This is a genomic window from Tepidimicrobium xylanilyticum (genome assembly GCF_900106765.1).
GTDB lineage: Bacteria > Bacillota > Clostridia > Tissierellales > Tepidimicrobiaceae > Tepidimicrobium > Tepidimicrobium xylanilyticum.
In genome coordinates, this window is sequence record NZ_FNNG01000017.1 from 1 (window position 1) to 16,552 (window position 16,552).

The following is a 16,552-nucleotide window of genomic DNA, read 5'->3' on the forward strand; positions in this document are numbered from 1 at the left end:
ACCAGAGAGTGGTTAGAAAAGAGCAATTAATTTTTTATTTCAACTGGCCCAGTTTTCGATTGAAATATGGTACAGTTTTCGGTTGACAAATACAACTGTCATATGTTTTTTGGATCATAATCCCTTAATTGCTTGTTTTCTTCTTTAAATTTAGCACTTTCATCGAAACTAAATATCTTTCGTTTTAATACTAGAACCTATATATACCATTATAATCAATTAGCAAATATCTCCTTTTGTTATTCTCTAAAATAACTTCTCGTATCTTAACACTTTTACATCAAAGCTTTACTAATATAAACATATTATACTATTAATACTATTTTTTGCATTACCCTACTAAAGATTATGTAAAAAAAGATATAGAATAGGCAGTTGTATTAAACTATCTATTCTATATCTATTGTAATTTAATAAATCCTCTTAGATTTTTATATGGGTCTATTAATGGTTATTTAATTATAAATTCCTCAATTTATTCAATATTATCCTCTGTTCTACTGCTGCTACTAATCTTCTAGTATAGGCTACTGTATCAGGATTAACGCTTATACTGTCTATTCCTTCATGTACTAGGAATTCTGCAAATTCTGGATATTGAGATGGACCTTGACCACAGATAGAAACAGTTTTTCCATATTTATGGGCTGCTTTAATCAACATGGATATAGCTCTTTTTACTGCTTCATTTCTCTCATCAAAATATCCCATATTATTCAATATTCCTGAGTCCCTATCTGCCCCCATGACAAGCTGGGTTAAATCGTTACTTCCAATGCTAAATCCATCAACCATTTGAGCAAACTCTTCTGCTTCAAATATTACGGATGGAACTTCAGCCATTATCCAGATCTTAAATCCTTTATTTTGAACTAGTCCTTCTTCTGCCATTATCTTTTTTACCTTCTCAAGTTCCCAGGTAGTCCTTACAAAAGGTAACATAGCCCACACATTGTCTAAACCAAATTCTTCTCTTACCTTTCTTAATGCCCTGCATTCTAATCTAAATCCTTTTTCATATTCTGGAGAAATGTATCTAGATACCCCCCTCCATCCTATCATTGGGTTAGCTTCAATTGGTTCTACTTCGTCTCCACCCTTTAATCCTCTAAACTCATTTGTTCTAAAATCGCTCAATCTAACTACTACAGGCCTTGGATGGATTTCCTGAGCTACCATAGTAATTCCTTCTGCCATTTTGTCTATTAAAAGCTTACCTTGCCCAGTTTTTACTAAATACATTGGATGAGCTCCTACCATATTAGTAAATATGAATTCAGTTCTCATTAACCCAATTCCATCAAAAGGAAGGTCCTTATATCTTCCAATTATAGAAGGTTCTCCTAAGTTCATATATATTTTAGTTCCTGTAATAGGTGCTAATTGGCTTAATAGATTGCTATCTAAAGCAAATCCTTGAGGTACAGATTGTACTTTTATTTCCTCTTTCTCTTCTTTTAATACTGCTCCTTCATATACTACTCCTCTTTTTGCATCTACAGTTATTACACCACCTTCTTCTAATATTTCCATTGCTCCTTTTGCTCCTACAATACATGGAATACCTAATTCTCTCGACACGATAGCAGCATGACAAGTTCTACCACCTTCTTCCGTTACAACTGCATTGGCTCTTCTCATAGCTGGAACCATGTCTGGATTTGTCATAACGGTTACTAAAACATCCCCTTCTTCAATTCTAGATATTTCTGAAATGTCCTTTATCTTTTTTACCTTTCCCATACCAATACCTGGGGAAGCCGCCAGCCCTCTAACTAAAGACTTCAACTCTAAAGATTCAGTTTTATTTTCCAATTTTTCGTCCTCCTTTATGGTAGTAATGGGTCTGGATTGTAATATATACAATTCCTTTGTTTCCTTGTCAAATCCCCATTCTATGTCTTGATGACTTCCATATAGCTCTTCAATTTTAAGCCCAAAATCAATCAATTTCAATATTTCTTCGTCAGATAAGCATTTCCTGTTTACATTTTCATAGCCTATACAATCTCCCACTTTTATCTCTATAGTACCTATACCTTCATCCTTTTTAACCACCATCACCGTCTTTTCAGCAATATGCGTTTCCTTAATTTCCCTTGTCCTTTTATCTACTATAAATTCGTCCGGAGTTACAGCTCCAGATACTACTGCTTCACCTAAACCCCAACTGGCATTTATCATCATCTCATCCCTATTACCATTAACTGGATTAGCAGTAAACATCACCCCAGACTTTTCGCTATTGACCATCTTCTGCACTACTACGGAAAGACTTACTTGAAAATGATCAAACCCCTGCTCTTCTCTATAAAATATGGCTCTTGCTGTCCACAATGAAGCCCAGCACTTTCTAATGTGGTTTAATAGTTCTTCCTTTCCCCTTATATGAAGGTAGGTATCCTGTTGCCCTGCAAAGGAAGCCTCTGGCAAATCTTCGGCTGTGGCAGATGACCTAACAGCCACTTCTGGATTTTCTAATTTTATTTCTTGGCTAAATTGATCATAGGCTGATATTATCTCATTTTCCAAGTCATTTGGAATATTAGCTGAATTTATCAGCTCTTGAATTTCTACACTAGTCTTTTGTAGATCAATAGAATCTTTCACATCTGTATTCTCAATTAGTAATTTTATCTTATCATTTAATTGAGCTTTATTTATAAAATAAGTATAAGCTTGAGCAGTTACACAAAAACCTGGTGGGACGTTTAATCCCTTTTGGGTCAGCTCTCCTAAATTTGCCCCCTTGCCCCCAACAATGGGTATATCACCTTTCCCGATCTGATTAAACCATTTAATATATCTGTAACGCGACATATTGTATCCTCCTATTTGAATGATTTTATATATATATTATAACATATTTATATTAATATGCTATACTTTTTATTTGTTTTTAAAAAATACCCTTAGAAATTATTTCTTAAAGTATTTTAAACCTTTATTAAAATTAATATTATTATATTGGTTATAATTTCTAATTACATATTAAAAATCAATTCTAAATTAAAAAATCCCCGTATTATAATACGGGGTTAAAAGCACCAACCATTTGTGAACAGTATAACTAGTAATAGGAAGAAGAATAGTAAAGAATCGTCTCCTCCATTAAACCAACATCCATTATTAAATAATACTACTAATAATAAGAAGAAGAACAATAGTTCATCGTCAACTTGGTCAAAGATGCCACCAATTCCTCTTTTCCTTTTTCCTCCAACAATATTATTATCATCTACCATGATTCGAACCTCCTTTTTTACTTTCTCATTGTATATTATGTAATTAATTCCAATAAGGTTACTATTTTGTATATAATTTAGTTTTCTGGGAATCATATTTCAAGAATAGGAATGTTACATTCATCAATCTAAAGAATAAAAGAGGAGTGATCAAATGGATACTCTAGCATTAATACTAGTTATAATAGGTGCCCTTAACTGGGGACTAATTGGATTGTTCCAATTCGACTTAGTTGCAACAATTTTTGGAGGTGTAAATTCAGCTTTAAGCAGGCTAATATATGGGTTAGTTGGGTTAGCAGGTTTGTATTCTATTAAATTCCTGTTTCTGGATAGAGAAAAAACACAGTAGTCTTCCTACTGTGTTTAAAATATGCCAAATATGAATATGATTAGAAATAGAAGTATTATCTCTTCATCAAATTTACGACCATATCCTCCTTTAAATCCACTGCTAAATAATAGGAGCAGTATTAACAGTAATATTATACTGCTTTCACCACCTTTAGCTAATCCTTCAAATAACCCAGCCAATGTTTAAACCTCCCCAAAAAACATACTTTATTATATATTATTCAGTGTATGTTTTTTGGTTCCTTTAATTCCTCCTTCAATTCTATTATGGATTTAGTTGAAATATTTTTTCTATCAATATTTAAGAGTTCTATGGCTTTTTCTAAATCTTCTTCATTATGAACTTCTATTTCCATATATGGATAGGGATAAGTTTCTTCGTCCCATTGATCTAAATCAAACCTAATGTTTTCATAAAGATAGGATTTCCTTAATTTATGCCCCTTTGCAACAACACCATATTTTAAATCTTTCAAAATGGATAGCATAGACTCTATATCCTCTATTCGAGTAGTAATCTCAATGTTTTTTCTACTTCCTTTTACGCTAACATTTTTCTTTAAGGTTAAATATATATTAGTTTCATCGGTAATAAGATTCTTGTTCTCCCTAATCCTAAGATAGCTATTTAGCTCCCTTTCAATATACTTATCTTTAGAATCTATAACAAAGTTTTTCTGATCTTCTATTGCTATTAGTTTAGCTCCCATTTCCTTCAACCTATTCTCCATATATTGCAAATCGATATTTAATACCTTGACTTCTATTTCCTTGGCCATAGAATGTGCCTCCTAATTAGAAGCTTTCCTGATTTAACCATTATACGCTTCTTCATCAACTATTACGGTAACATCTGGGTGCAATAGTAGGATGCTCGCTGGCAGTTTTGTAGTGATTTTATCTTGCTTTAACAATTCTTTAATTACATTAGCTTTCTTCTTTCCATTAGCTAGTAGAATGATCTTCTTTGCCTTCATTATACTGCCTATCCCCATGGTAATTGCAGTTTTAGGTACTTGATCTATAGAGTCAAAAAATCTAGAATTTGCCTGAATGGTGGATTCAGTTAAATTTACAACGCTAGTACCTACATTTAATGCTTCATCGGGTTCATTAAAGGCAATATGCCCATTTTCTCCTATACCTAATACTTGCAAATCTATACCGCCTTTTTCTTCAATTAACCTATCATATTCTTTACAGTATTTTTCTGGATTTTCAACCTTTCCATCGGGAATAAATGTATTATTAGGATCAATATTAATGTGGTCAAATAAGGTAGTCTTCATATAATAGTGGTAGCTATTTGGATGGTCTTTATCGATTCCAACATACTCATCTAAATTAAAGGTCGTTACCTGAGAAAAATCCAATCCTTCTTCCTTGTGTAACCTAATTAATTCTCTATACATTCCTTCTGGAGTGCTTCCAGTTGCCAAGCCTAATACTAAATTAGGTTTTTTTGCTATTTCATCTTTAATGATATTAGCTGCAGTTTTACTAAGCTCCTCATAGTTTTTTTCAACAATTACCTTCATACTAATACCTCCCATTAAATATTTTTTTGGGTTTAAAATCTATAAAATCACTAGAAACACAGTAAAACTGTATCCCTAGAATATTACCTTCCACTGCGAATCTATGCCCTTCTGCATGCAAATGACCATAGATACATATATCCACCTTATAATTTACCATTAAATCTACAAATTCATTTGGACTCTTATCCATATTAAAAGGAGGATAATGAAGCATTGCAATTTTAAAATCTACCTTATCAACAATGCTTGACAAAGACAATTCCAATCTATTTAATTCCCTATTAAATATTTTTCTGTCCTGTGAACTAAAACCTTCATAATCTTCTGATATCCAACCTCTAGTGCCTCCAATACCAATATTATTATAAACAAAGCTATTGTTTTGAATAAAGGTTATGGTTTTTAAGTTTAACTCCTTTAATTTCTTAGGTCCTGTCCACCAGTAATCATGATTCCCTTTAGTTATTACCTTATAACCAGGCAAATCGTCTATCATTTTTAAATCATGGTAAGCCTCACTTAACTTCAGTGCCCAGGATATATCACCAGGCAATAATACTAAATCATCATCCTTTATCATTTTTTCCCAACTTTTGTATATTTTCTCGTCATGATTAACCCAATTCTCGCCAAATATGTTCATGGGTTTTGCTTTTGTATGGTCTAAATGTAAATCTCCAATTCCATATATCAACGGAATCACCTCATAGGAAGAAAATAAAGTATATTAACTTAAACTTATAAAATTATATTCTAAGCCCAATTTATCTAATATCTGTTTTTCTCGATAATGGCAAGTAAAAAGAATTATCTGTCTTTCTTTACTTATTTCTGCAATAAATTTTAATATATTTCCTAATCGATGGTTATCGTACTGAATAAAGCAATCATCTAGTATTAATGGTAAACTAGCACCTTTTATTGAGGTTGTTATGCTAAACCTTAAAGCAAAGTATAACTGATCAACAGTACCTCCACTTAAGCTATCTATTGGGATTATTTCACCAGTAGAGGGGTTTTCTACTGCCATGTTTAGATCATCTCTTACCTTTACCCTTCCATATTTACCCTTGGAAATAAGATTTATTATTCTACTAACCTGCCTATTTATTTCTGGGGCAAACTGATTATGTATTTCCCGAGAAATTTTTTCTATTGTGCGCTTTGCTATTTCTATAGAATTAATCCTGTCTTTATAATATTTGGCTTCAGCTTCCAGCCTATTTATTTCACCTTCAATATCTGCCAAATATTTTATCTCATCATTTAAGCTGTTAATTCGTCCTTCCAATCTAGCCCAAGTACTCTTGAGAGTAGAAAGGGATTCTTCCTTCAATTTAATTTGATTTTTTACATGGGAAATATCCAGCTTGTCTATATTAAAATAATCCTCATCAAACTCCGATAGTATTGACTCTAATTCTTCCAAGGTAGTATCTCCCAAAATCCTCTTTATAGCTTCTACCTTTCCTTCCCTATCTAATAGCAATCTTTCATAATCCTTATTCTTATCTAAACCCTCTTTAAATTCCTCTAATGTATTGGATTTGTTTTTGTAAAGTATTTCATCTAATCTTTCTTTAATATATTGCCTATCTCCGCTTTTCCTTTCCAATAGATTTTTAGCTTCTTCTAACTCTGACTTTAGGCGATTTATGTATTCCAAATCTTGACTATATTTAATTTGCATCAATCGTACTTTTTCATATAATTGGTTTAATTCTACTTTTGAAGAACAGCTATATTTGTGTAATATCCCTTTTTGCTTTTCGTCAATTGCATACAACCTATTCTTCCTCTTTTCTTCCTCTACCCCAATGATTTTTATATTATTCATTAACTTATCCAATTCATAACTATATTTACTAATGGTTTTTCTGGTAGCTATAAAAAGGCCTGTAAATGCTAGGAGTAAAATTCCAATTAATGGATTAACTAAAACTAATCCAAGAGCAATAGCTCCAAATAACAGGAATGCATATCCCTTAATTTTCAATCCCTTTATTCTTTCCTCTAAATTCTTTGCCTCTCCATTTAGAATTTCCAATCTATTCTGCTGGCTATTTAAAACTAGGTCATTCCTTTCATCTTCCATCTCATTAAATGAATTTACATCTTCAGTTAATTCATCTACCTTTATATCCTTTATAATTTGTCCATCTTCTTTCAAAACATCTTTCTTGATCCTTAACTCCAAACCATCTATCTTTGATCTTAAGCTCTCTATTTGGTTATCTAAAATTTCCAAATCCTTTGCAAACTTTAGGCCTGTTGTATAATCTTCTAAGTTCAAGAAAGAATAGGGTTTCAATAATTCAATATTCTTATCCAAAGATTTAATTTGTTCCTGTAAATCTAATATCTCATCATAAAACCTCTTCTTCTCCAATAGTTCAGCTTTTACCAATAGATCTTTGAGACCTAAAAGTTCCTCTTCTTCATGTTCAATTCTTTTTCTTATAATATTTATTTCATCAACAGTATTATTATACTCCTTTTGTTTTTCCATTACTAGCTTTCTTTTTTCTCTCAACTTCTCCAACTGAATTAAAACCTTGCCATAAGGCTTTGTATAAGCTTTACCTGTACCAATCTTTTTTAATTCATCCTCTAAATAGGCAACTGCTTCCTTTACAGATACTTCATCATCTAAACTAGTACTTATATTGGCTAATCTATCCTTTACTTCTTTAGATAGGTCCAGGTCAACTCTATTTCCCAATTGACTTACGGATATGGTATTTTTATAAACTATAGAATTAAAGTCGAAAAAGTGTACTCCAGGCAGATGGAGTTTAACCTTTTCTCCATTATCTATCTTGGATGTTATATCCTCTCCTGTCAATTCATCGTATACCTTTAGCTCTCCTTTATGGAAATCCCTTTCTATTCTATATTCCTTTCCATTTTTAACAAGCTTCAAAATTCCCATATATTCATTTCTGGACCAAGGCTTGTATCTTTCATATTCTTCCAGATAATATCGCTTTTTTGCATAAGGTCTCAAAAAACCATAGAACATTCCATAAATAAAATTATGAATTGTAGTTTTACCAGATTCGTTCTCTCCATAAATAATATTTAAGCCTTCTTCTAATTTAAAAATTTTGTTTTCAAATTTACCAAAGGATATTAGATTTAGTTCCTTCAAAATCATATATCCACCTTACCTTTCAAAAGAGCTTCTAGGCCTATGTATAAAGCGTCTCTAACTATCTTATCATCTAAATTCTTTTGTCTCATCTCCCGTATAAAATATCCAATTATATTATCTCTATTATCCCTTTCTAGTCCATCTAAATCATAATCGATTATCGTATCATTTATTACCTCTATATAATAGAAATCCTCCTCCAACTCTTTTGTTAAATCCATCACATTGATATCCACATGTCTATCTACTACACCCTCTAATTTAACCTTATAGAAATGGTCTTCCCGCTCCTCTTTTATATCGCATTCCCTTATTCTGTTTAAAATATCTAGGTACCCTAATGTTTCATCTATTCTTACAATCTTTTTTATAAATTTTCTTTTGCTAAAGGGTAAAAAATCAATCCTAGTATTACTCTTTTCTATAGACCCTACGATAATGCCATGTTCTCCTATTTCTCCAAAATCTAAGGGTTCAGGACTACCACAATAAGCAATTTTAGGTGATATAATATGTGGTTTATGTATATGGCCTAAAGCAATATAATCAAAACCCAATTGTTCTATATAATCTTTATTCAAAGGTAGATAAGGACTTTCCTTATCAAATATATCCCCATGAATGATCAATATATTTATTTTATCTTCATCTATACCATTAAAATCTTTAAATATATCCTTTCTATTTTCACTAGCTTCCCAACTATAGCCATAAACACAAGTATTTTTTTCTGGAAATTCTTTTTTTATCAACTTTATTGAATTAAATAAAGTTACATTTTCAGACCATTCTACAATATTATACAGAGACTTGCCATGTAAAGGGTCATGATTTCCTGCGACTATAAGGACTTGAGTTTCATTTGCTTTAGCCAAAATATCTCTGACCTTTTTAATATCAGCTAAAGTAAAGTATTTTTCTTCAAATAAGTCCCCTGCTATGAAAAGAAAATCTACATTATCCTCTACTGCTTTTTTTACGATTCGTCCAAATGTCTGCCATAATTCTAATCGCCTTTCATTTGCCTTATAAGCATCAAAGCTAACATTCCTAAATTGAAGACCTAAATGCAAGTCTCCTGTATGGATGAATTTTATCACTATATTTCCCCCCTATTGCCATTTCAAATTATATCATAGATTAACACATTAAAAAACATTAAACCCTAATAGATATTACATTCTCTATTAGGGTTTAATGCCAGTATTAAGCTAATTCTATTGTAAAAATAACCGTTTCCCCACCTACAGTTTCCCCACTATCAATTTTATCAATATTCTCAACCTTATCCATATTGGATATTATTACAGGAGTTATGGGTGATTTGCCTTTTTCTTTAATTAAGTCTATATCGAATTCCACCAATAAATCTCCTTTTTTTACTTTGCTATCTTTTTCAATTATTCGTGTAAATCCAACTCCATTTAATTCAACCGTATCTATTCCTATGTGTATAAGGATTTCCAGCCCTTCTTTGGAAACTAATCCGATTGCATGGTTAGTTGGAAATATGGTAACCACTTCTCCATCTATAGGGGATAAAACCCTTCCTTCTTTAGGATCTATTGCCAATCCATCTCCAATCATCTTTTCTGAAAAGACCTGATCAGGCACTTCTTCAATGGGTATTATTTTTCCAGTAACAGGTGAAACAATTTCTATGGATTTATTTTTTCTAAAAAATCTAAACATCGATGATCTCCTTTCTATGAATCGTGTTTGTTTATTTCAATTTGTACCCTTCTTTTCTTTATTTATTGATATAACTGCTAATTAATTCTCTAAATAAATAATAAGCTACATCTTGTAGCCTATTATTTATTATACACTCTCTTGTAAAAAAAAGATAGTACTTTCAAACATCATTTGCTTGGGAAAGATTATTTGCCATTATATAATAAATTAAAACTTGTTTCTTTATCAAATAAATGTATTTTGTCTACTCTGAAGGCGATACCTACCCTATCGCCATTTTTGATATCAAAACGGGTTGGGATTTTAATTACTAAAGGATTATCATCAATATCAGTATGAATCAACATTTCATGTCCCATAAGTTCTGACATTTCTACACTTATTTTGAAACCGTCCTCTAATTCTTCAGTTAAATCAATGTGTTCAGGTCTTATACCAAACCTTATTGGCTGAGGTTTTATATCCCTTTCAATTAATTTTTTATTAATATCTTCTGATAATTCAATTTTCTTCTGATTGAAAAACAGGAAATATCTATTATCCTCTTTAATCAATTCCCCATCAAATATATTCATCTTTGGAGTTCCTATAAATGTTGCTACAAATTCATTCGATGGATTCTCATAAACCTCTTGAGGATTGCCTATTTGTTGTACTTCTCCATAATTCATAATTATAATCCTATCACCTAAGGTCATAGCTTCTGTTTGGTCATGCGTTACATATATAAAAGTAGTCTGTAATCTATTATGGAGCTTAAGTAGTTCTGCCCTCATTTCGTTTCTCAATTTAGCATCTAAGTTTGAAAGAGGCTCATCCATTAGGAATACCTTAGGATTTCTTACGATGGCTCTTCCTATAGCAACTCTCTGCCTTTGTCCTCCAGATAAAGCCCTAGGCTTCCTCTTTAGTAAATCCTCTAAACCTAGTATTTTTGCAGCATTCCTAACCCTTTCATCGATTTCCTTCTTGTCTAACTTACGAACTTTTAAACCAAAAGCCATATTATCATATACCGTCATATGAGGGTATAAGGCATAGTTTTGAAATACCATGGCTATATCCCTATCCTTTGGTGCTACATTGTTAACTAATCTATCCCCGATATATAATTCCCCTGAGCTAATTTCTTCTAGTCCTGCCACCATTCTTAAGAGAGTTGTTTTACCACAACCTGAAGGGCCTACAAGAACTATAAACTCCCTTTCATCTATCTCAAGATTAAAATTTTTAACCGCCACTACATCATTGTCATAGACTTTGCGTATATTCTTAAATGTAATAGATGCCACAGTATTACCTCCTTATTTTATAGATATTGCATACAGCCTTAGAAACTGATATATCCTTCTTTAACAATTGAAAATCCTTTATATGTTCTGCAATTGCATCTTCAAAAGACGAGACAACATGTTCACTATTGTAAAACACTCCACCTTTTAAGGCAATTGTTACTTTACTATCGAACTCAAATCTGTTATAGGCAGTAATAGTCAAGTCTGCTAAATGAATTCCTGCCTGTTTTAGTAAACTAATCGCTTCATAATCTCCCCTATTTGCCTGCTCTATTATTTTGGGGAATAAAGCAGCTATATCCTTCTTTTCACTTCCATAAATGAAGGACTTAATATCAGAATGGCCTAGATTCTCTATTTCTTTCATTAATCTATTGCTTAAATCATCAAGAGGAACTCCCCTATCTATCTTATAGGTAATCCTTCTAAAAGCTTCTATTACGGTATGATATCCACTTCCTTCATCGCCTAAAAGATGTCCCCAACCTCCTACTACCTGTCCCATATTATCCTTTTGGACATAACAAGATGAACCAGTACCAGAAATTACGAGAATCCCATCTCCTTCACCAAAATAAGCTTTAGCAGCCATAATAACATCGTTTAAGATTATATTTTCAATTCCATATTTATCCCTAACATATTTTTCTATCAATTCTCTTGTATTGCCTTTTTCCACTCCAGCAATTCCAGCAGCTAGAAAAATACATCTACTAGGATTTAATTCCTTTAAACATTCATCTATTAGTGCACTGAGATTCCTAATAGTATTATCATAACTCACCGATGGATTTCCATATCCACCTATGCTTTTATATATGGGCTTATAATCTAGATCGTAAGCCACTAACTCAGATTTTGTACCCCCTGCATCTATCCCTATTAAATATTCCATAACCCTACTCCTTTACTTTATGGCTGAAAAAGCCATATTATTTATGTTTCTTCTAAACTCAATAAGTTTGACATTTTCCCGCGAAGGATGAACCCTATTAGTTAATAGTATGAAACCTTTTTTGGCTTTTAAGTCCACCATGATAGATGTACCAGTAAAACCAGTGTGATAAATGCTATAATCACTTGCAAAGTCACAGAATCTATTGTTATCTCCTAATACTATCCATCCTAACCCTCTCTCAGATCCCATATTTTCAGTATAGCATTTAACCATAGTTTCAATGGTCTGCTTATTCAAAATCAATTTACCATTATATTCACCATCATTTAAGAGCATATTTACAAACTTTGAAAGATCCTTAGCTGTTGAAAACAACCCAGCATGACCTGAAACCCCTCCTAGAACATAGCATTTTTCATCATGAACTATGCCTTTTATAAGTTTTCCTCTCATAGCACAAAATTCAGTAGAAGCACATCTTTTTTGGTACCCTTCCTTTGGATTGAAAAAGGTTTCGGTCATTTCTAAGGGTTTAAATAAGTTCTCACTTACGAAATTTTCAAAGGAACCTGTAACTCTATCTATGATAAAACCAAGTAATATATATCCAATATCTGAATATAAAACCATTTTATTATATCTATTTGGATCGATTTTTGAATCATATACAGCATCGATTAACTCTTCACGAGTCATTCCCTTACAGTCTATATCCGCATCATGTCCCGATGTATGAGTTAAGAGGTGCCTAATAGTTACACCTGGTACTGTGTAACGGGGAAGAAGGTCTGATATTAAAGAATCCAATGTAAAATAGCCCCTTTCAATTAGCATCATTATTGCTGTAGTCGTAGCAACTACTTTTGTAAGGGAAGCCAAATCGTATATTGTATTTTCATTAACATATTCCTCTTCGGGAACTAATTGGGCTTTGCCTAAATAGTTGATATAACAGGATTGAGAATCAACTAAACTAAATACAGCCCCTGGAAATACTCCATCTCGACATAGTTTATTAAGATAATCCTCTAATAAAGCTATTCTTTCATCTATAAACATAATCCCATCTCCTATTATTCTTTTAGTCCACCCATAAGGAATCCCTTACTAATCCTATCTTGGAATAACACATATATTAGTATGGTTGGGAAGCTAGCAAGTATAACTGCAGCAAAAAGGACTGTCCATGTTGCATTATACTGCTGTTGAACCTGTAAAGTCCTTAATCCTACTGCCACCGTTTGCAATTTTGGATTTGTTAATAGGATTGATGGAAGGAAGTAATCATTCCAAATTCGGATTGCAGTAGTTATTCCAACAGCAATGGAAGCTTCCCTAGCCATGGGTAGCATAATATTCCAAAATACTCTAAAGTGTCCAGCTCCGTCTATAAAGGCAGCTTCTGCATAACTCCACGAGATCTTTTTAAAGAATGAATAATAAATGACCATATTAGTACCCATACCGGTTGCATACATTATTATTAGACCGTAGATATTGAAAAGGCCCGTATTCTTCAAAAATACATATAATGGTGCTAGAGTACCAGTTGTAGGTATTAAGAAACCTGCAACTGCACAGCTATAAATAAAAGCATTTCCCTTAAATTTGTATTTAGCTAAAATATAAGCAGTCATAGCAGAAAAAATCAATTGTAAAGCCGTACCAACTAATGTAACTATTATACTTACCTTAAAATAGGATAGCATATTAGTCTCTTCTAAAGCCCTAAGATAATTAGTTAAACTAAAGCTCTCGGGTAAACTCCAAGTACTAGAATAGAATTCAGGAACCGATTTAAAAGAATTTATAAATACCCATATATAAGGGAAAATCAGCGAAACTGCATAAATAAATAATAATACTTCTGCAATTATAAGAACGGGTTTGCTAAATTTCCTGCCCACATTCATACCTCCTTCATATTAACTCCATTTTGCTTCCATCTTATCAAGGAATTTCTTAATTATATATACCGCTATAAATCCTAAGATGGCCATTACAACACCTGCTGCAGATGCAAGACCATAATCCCCTCCACCTAATACCTCATCTACTACCTTTAATGCTATGGTAGAAGTGCCATATTGACCATTTGTTAATAGTTGTGGTTGCAAAAATACCCTAAAAGCAGCAGTTGCACCTAATATAGTTACCGTTGCAAATGTAGGCCATATGCTTGGTACTATTATATGGATGAATTCTTGCCAATTGGAAACTCCATCTAATTCTGCCGATTCTAATATCTCTTTAGGAATTTTAGCAATAGCCCCACTTAAAATAAGGTTGTTAAATCCAATTCCAGCCCACACACAGTAGATAAATACATTGATTAAAGCAGTATCCGGATCCCCCAACCAAACTCGGGTAAGCTTTTCCAGGCCTAACATTCTCAATAGGTCGTTTACTATTCCTTGATTAGGAGCCCATATAAAAGACCATACCATAGTTAATATTACGATAGAAATAATATTTGGTATAAACAATACTGCATTATAAAATCTATGTAGTGGGATCTTTTTAGATAATACGTATGAAACGACTAAAGATATAGGGCCAATAACTAATACATTAAGGCCTAACCATAAAAAGGTATTTCTAAAAGCTGTACCATAGGAATCGCTATTATTGATTATTTTTTGGAATAAAATCTTATAGTTAGTTAGTCCTGAAAACTTCATCTCACCTGTAAATCGATTAAGACGTTGGAATGAATAAATTACCGTCTCTAAATTCATGTAAAAAGTAAATATAAGCCAATTTAATACTGGCCATGCTAGCATTAAAAAAATAAAAATGTTCCTTGCCCTGTTATTCTTTTTAGAATCTAATTGGAGTGAATATTGAGGATTAAACTTTTCTTTATCTTTCTGTTTCAATCTTTTATTCAACTTTTTCACCTCACAGGATGCTTATTATATTTATAGGAATGCTTTATAAACTTTGGTTTATAAAGCATTCCTATCTGAAAAATTATACTATTCTAATTTATAAACCCAAATCTTCCTTAGTCTGCTCATAATGAGTTTGTGCTTCTTTATAGAACTCTTCTGCAGCCTTTTCTGGAGTCATTTCTCCAGTTGAAATTTGTGTTAGATAATCATTTCCTAAAGTTTTAAACATTAATGGATTGCTACTTGCATCTGTAAACTGATAATAATTAGAATTTCCTACAACATCCTGACAGCTCTTTGTAAAGTCTGTTACATCTACATTGTCAAGGTCATATTTGAAAGGCCTCAATCCACCTGCTAATTTCGCGAACATTTCACAGGACTCTGGGCTCAAGCTAAATAGTAAAAATTCTTTAGCAACTTCTGGATGTTTCGTTTTGCCATATATAGCCATATAATCTGGCATGTTCATGAAAGCAACAGGCTTATCGATTTTGCCAGCTTGTGGTACTGGTGCCATTACTATTTCATATCCTTCTGGCCACGCTTCAGACATTTCTTGCTCTAGCCAATAACCATTTAATATCATAGCCACTTTATTATTAATAAACTCCATTTGAACTTGAGTGTGGTCTAAAGCTGTAGTTCCTTCCATTATCCAACCATTATCAAATAAAGATTTAAACTTAGAAAAAGCATTTAAAATTGCTGGATCGTTGTATATCTCTGGACTTGTTGGATTCTTGAATTCTCCAAAGAATTTTTCTTCACCCATATCTTGTAACTGCCAAGCTCTAATAAAAGGTCTTACATAGTTGGGGTACTTGCCTGGATATGTTAAAGGTGCTATTCCTGCAGCTTTAATCTCCTCACATAATGCTTCAAATTCTTCCCAAGTTTCAGGATATTCCCATCCATACTCCTTAAACATTTTGGCATTATAAACAACGCTCATAGGACCTGCAGACCAGGGTACTGCATATTTTTTAACTCCCCCAAGTTCTTCTCCTAAATCGAAGAAAAACTTGTCCTTAGCTACATCAGTTATATATTCGTTTAGAGTCATATCAGTACCAGGAACTACTTCTTCATAGAGACTAGTTAAATCTAATACCAATCCTTGAGGACCCCATTCTTCCCATCCACTGCCGTTAGTCATAAATACATCAGGGGCATCTACTCCACTTTCAATCATAGGAGTAATAGTTTCAACTAAGTTTGCATCACCTACAAGTTCAATAGTAACGTTTGGATGTTTTGCTTCAAACTCTTCCTTTAGCCATTCTTGCCATGCTCTTCCGAAACCAGCTTCAAAAAAAGTAACCTTTAATGTTATCTCTTCATCTTCAGGTACTGCAGGAGCTACGTCATCTGTACTGCTTTTATCAGCTGACTTGCCTGAACATCCAGCTAAAATTAATGATAAAGCTAATACTAACGATAAAATTTTAAAAGTTTTTTTCATTTAACTTCCTC

16 protein-coding genes are annotated in these 16,552 nt (G+C 32.6%); 1 reads left to right on the forward strand and 15 read right to left on the reverse strand.

Translation table 11 applies throughout. The features are described from left to right. Positions 1-459: 459 nt before the first annotated feature. Complete coding sequence (gene ppsA, locus BLV68_RS13480; protein ID WP_093754693.1) at positions 460-2,820, reverse strand: phosphoenolpyruvate synthase; 2,361 nt, start codon at positions 2,818-2,820, stop codon at positions 460-462. Positions 2,821-3,038: 218 nt separating this feature from the next. After that, positions 3,039-3,245 (reverse strand): hypothetical protein, encoded by a 207-nt coding sequence (locus BLV68_RS13485; RefSeq protein WP_093754695.1) that lies wholly within the window; start codon positions 3,243-3,245, stop codon positions 3,039-3,041. A gap of 154 nt (positions 3,246-3,399) precedes the next feature. On the opposite strand from BLV68_RS13485, the gene BLV68_RS13490 reads away from it, so the two are divergent. Next, positions 3,400-3,597 (forward strand): DUF378 domain-containing protein, encoded by a 198-nt coding sequence (locus BLV68_RS13490; RefSeq protein ID WP_093754697.1) that lies wholly within the window; start codon positions 3,400-3,402, stop codon positions 3,595-3,597. A gap of 14 nt (positions 3,598-3,611) precedes the next feature. Here the strand turns inward: BLV68_RS13490 and BLV68_RS15880 are convergent, their stop codons facing one another. The 13 genes from BLV68_RS15880 to BLV68_RS13550 all read right to left on the reverse strand — a co-directional run bounded on the left by BLV68_RS15880 (position 3,612) and on the right by BLV68_RS13550 (position 16,541). Next, entirely contained in the window at positions 3,612-3,779 is a 168-nt protein-coding gene (locus BLV68_RS15880; RefSeq protein WP_200773798.1) for a hypothetical protein, read from the reverse strand. Between the two features lie 41 nt (positions 3,780-3,820). Then, positions 3,821-4,378 (reverse strand): class IV adenylate cyclase, encoded by a 558-nt coding sequence (locus tag BLV68_RS13495; RefSeq protein ID WP_093754699.1) that lies wholly within the window; start codon positions 4,376-4,378, stop codon positions 3,821-3,823. Positions 4,379-4,411: 33 nt separating this feature from the next. After that, the gene (nagB, locus tag BLV68_RS13500) at positions 4,412-5,137 is read right to left on the reverse strand and encodes a glucosamine-6-phosphate deaminase (protein WP_093754701.1); all 726 of its coding nucleotides are present in this window, start codon (positions 5,135-5,137) and stop codon (positions 4,412-4,414) included. 1 nt (position 5,138) lies between these two features. Further along, entirely contained in the window at positions 5,139-5,834 is a 696-nt protein-coding gene (locus tag BLV68_RS13505; RefSeq protein WP_093754703.1) for a metallophosphoesterase, read from the reverse strand. Positions 5,835-5,867: 33 nt separating this feature from the next. Continuing rightward, entirely contained in the window at positions 5,868-8,291 is a 2,424-nt protein-coding gene (locus BLV68_RS13510; protein ID WP_159428706.1) for an ATP-binding protein, read from the reverse strand. Between the two features lie 2 nt (positions 8,292-8,293). After that, positions 8,294-9,394 (reverse strand): metallophosphoesterase family protein, encoded by a 1,101-nt coding sequence (locus tag BLV68_RS13515; RefSeq protein ID WP_093754707.1) that lies wholly within the window; start codon positions 9,392-9,394, stop codon positions 8,294-8,296. Between the two features lie 106 nt (positions 9,395-9,500). Beyond that, the gene (locus tag BLV68_RS13520; RefSeq protein WP_093754709.1) at positions 9,501-9,986 is read right to left on the reverse strand and encodes a PTS sugar transporter subunit IIA; all 486 of its coding nucleotides are present in this window, start codon (positions 9,984-9,986) and stop codon (positions 9,501-9,503) included. 188 nt (positions 9,987-10,174) lie between these two features. Continuing rightward, positions 10,175-11,281 (reverse strand): ABC transporter ATP-binding protein, encoded by a 1,107-nt coding sequence (locus BLV68_RS13525; protein WP_093754711.1) that lies wholly within the window; start codon positions 11,279-11,281, stop codon positions 10,175-10,177. A 4-nt stretch (positions 11,282-11,285) separates the two neighbouring features. After that, positions 11,286-12,179 carry a BadF/BadG/BcrA/BcrD ATPase family protein gene (locus tag BLV68_RS13530; protein WP_093754713.1) on the reverse strand — a complete coding sequence of 298 codons (894 nt, stop codon included), beginning with the start codon at positions 12,177-12,179 and terminating at the stop codon, positions 11,286-11,288. Positions 12,180-12,191: 12 nt separating this feature from the next. Beyond that, on the reverse strand, positions 12,192-13,241 hold the full coding sequence (locus tag BLV68_RS13535) for a serine hydrolase domain-containing protein (protein WP_093754715.1): 1,050 nt from the start codon (positions 13,239-13,241) through the stop codon (positions 12,192-12,194). 14 nt (positions 13,242-13,255) lie between these two features. Continuing rightward, the gene (locus BLV68_RS13540; protein ID WP_159428707.1) at positions 13,256-14,089 is read right to left on the reverse strand and encodes a carbohydrate ABC transporter permease; all 834 of its coding nucleotides are present in this window, start codon (positions 14,087-14,089) and stop codon (positions 13,256-13,258) included. 18 nt (positions 14,090-14,107) lie between these two features. Continuing rightward, positions 14,108-15,073 carry a carbohydrate ABC transporter permease gene (locus BLV68_RS13545; RefSeq protein WP_093754719.1) on the reverse strand — a complete coding sequence of 322 codons (966 nt, stop codon included), beginning with the start codon at positions 15,071-15,073 and terminating at the stop codon, positions 14,108-14,110. Positions 15,074-15,170: 97 nt separating this feature from the next. Then, positions 15,171-16,541, reverse strand: a complete 1,371-nt coding sequence (locus BLV68_RS13550; protein WP_093754721.1) for an ABC transporter substrate-binding protein — start codon at positions 16,539-16,541, stop codon at positions 15,171-15,173. Positions 16,542-16,552: the final 11 nt, after the last annotated feature.

What these genes read in the sequence shown, in the direction of transcription:
- ppsA (WP_093754693.1), bottom strand. Translation starts at nt 2,820, where the DNA reads ATGTCGCGTTACAGATATATTAAATGGTTTAATCAGATCGGGAAAGGT.
- BLV68_RS13485 (WP_093754695.1), bottom strand. Translation starts at nt 3,245, where the DNA reads ATGGTAGATGATAATAATATTGTTGGAGGAAAAAGGAAAAGAGGAATT.
- BLV68_RS13490 (WP_093754697.1), top strand. Translation starts at nt 3,400, where the DNA reads ATGGATACTCTAGCATTAATACTAGTTATAATAGGTGCCCTTAACTGG.
- BLV68_RS13495 (WP_093754699.1), bottom strand. Translation starts at nt 4,378, where the DNA reads ATGGCCAAGGAAATAGAAGTCAAGGTATTAAATATCGATTTGCAATAT.
- nagB (WP_093754701.1), bottom strand. Translation starts at nt 5,137, where the DNA reads ATGAAGGTAATTGTTGAAAAAAACTATGAGGAGCTTAGTAAAACTGCA.
- BLV68_RS13520 (WP_093754709.1), bottom strand. Translation starts at nt 9,986, where the DNA reads ATGTTTAGATTTTTTAGAAAAAATAAATCCATAGAAATTGTTTCACCT.
- BLV68_RS13530 (WP_093754713.1), bottom strand. Translation starts at nt 12,179, where the DNA reads ATGGAATATTTAATAGGGATAGATGCAGGGGGTACAAAATCTGAGTTA.
- BLV68_RS13535 (WP_093754715.1), bottom strand. Translation starts at nt 13,241, where the DNA reads ATGTTTATAGATGAAAGAATAGCTTTATTAGAGGATTATCTTAATAAA.
- BLV68_RS13550 (WP_093754721.1), bottom strand. Translation starts at nt 16,541, where the DNA reads ATGAAAAAAACTTTTAAAATTTTATCGTTAGTATTAGCTTTATCATTA.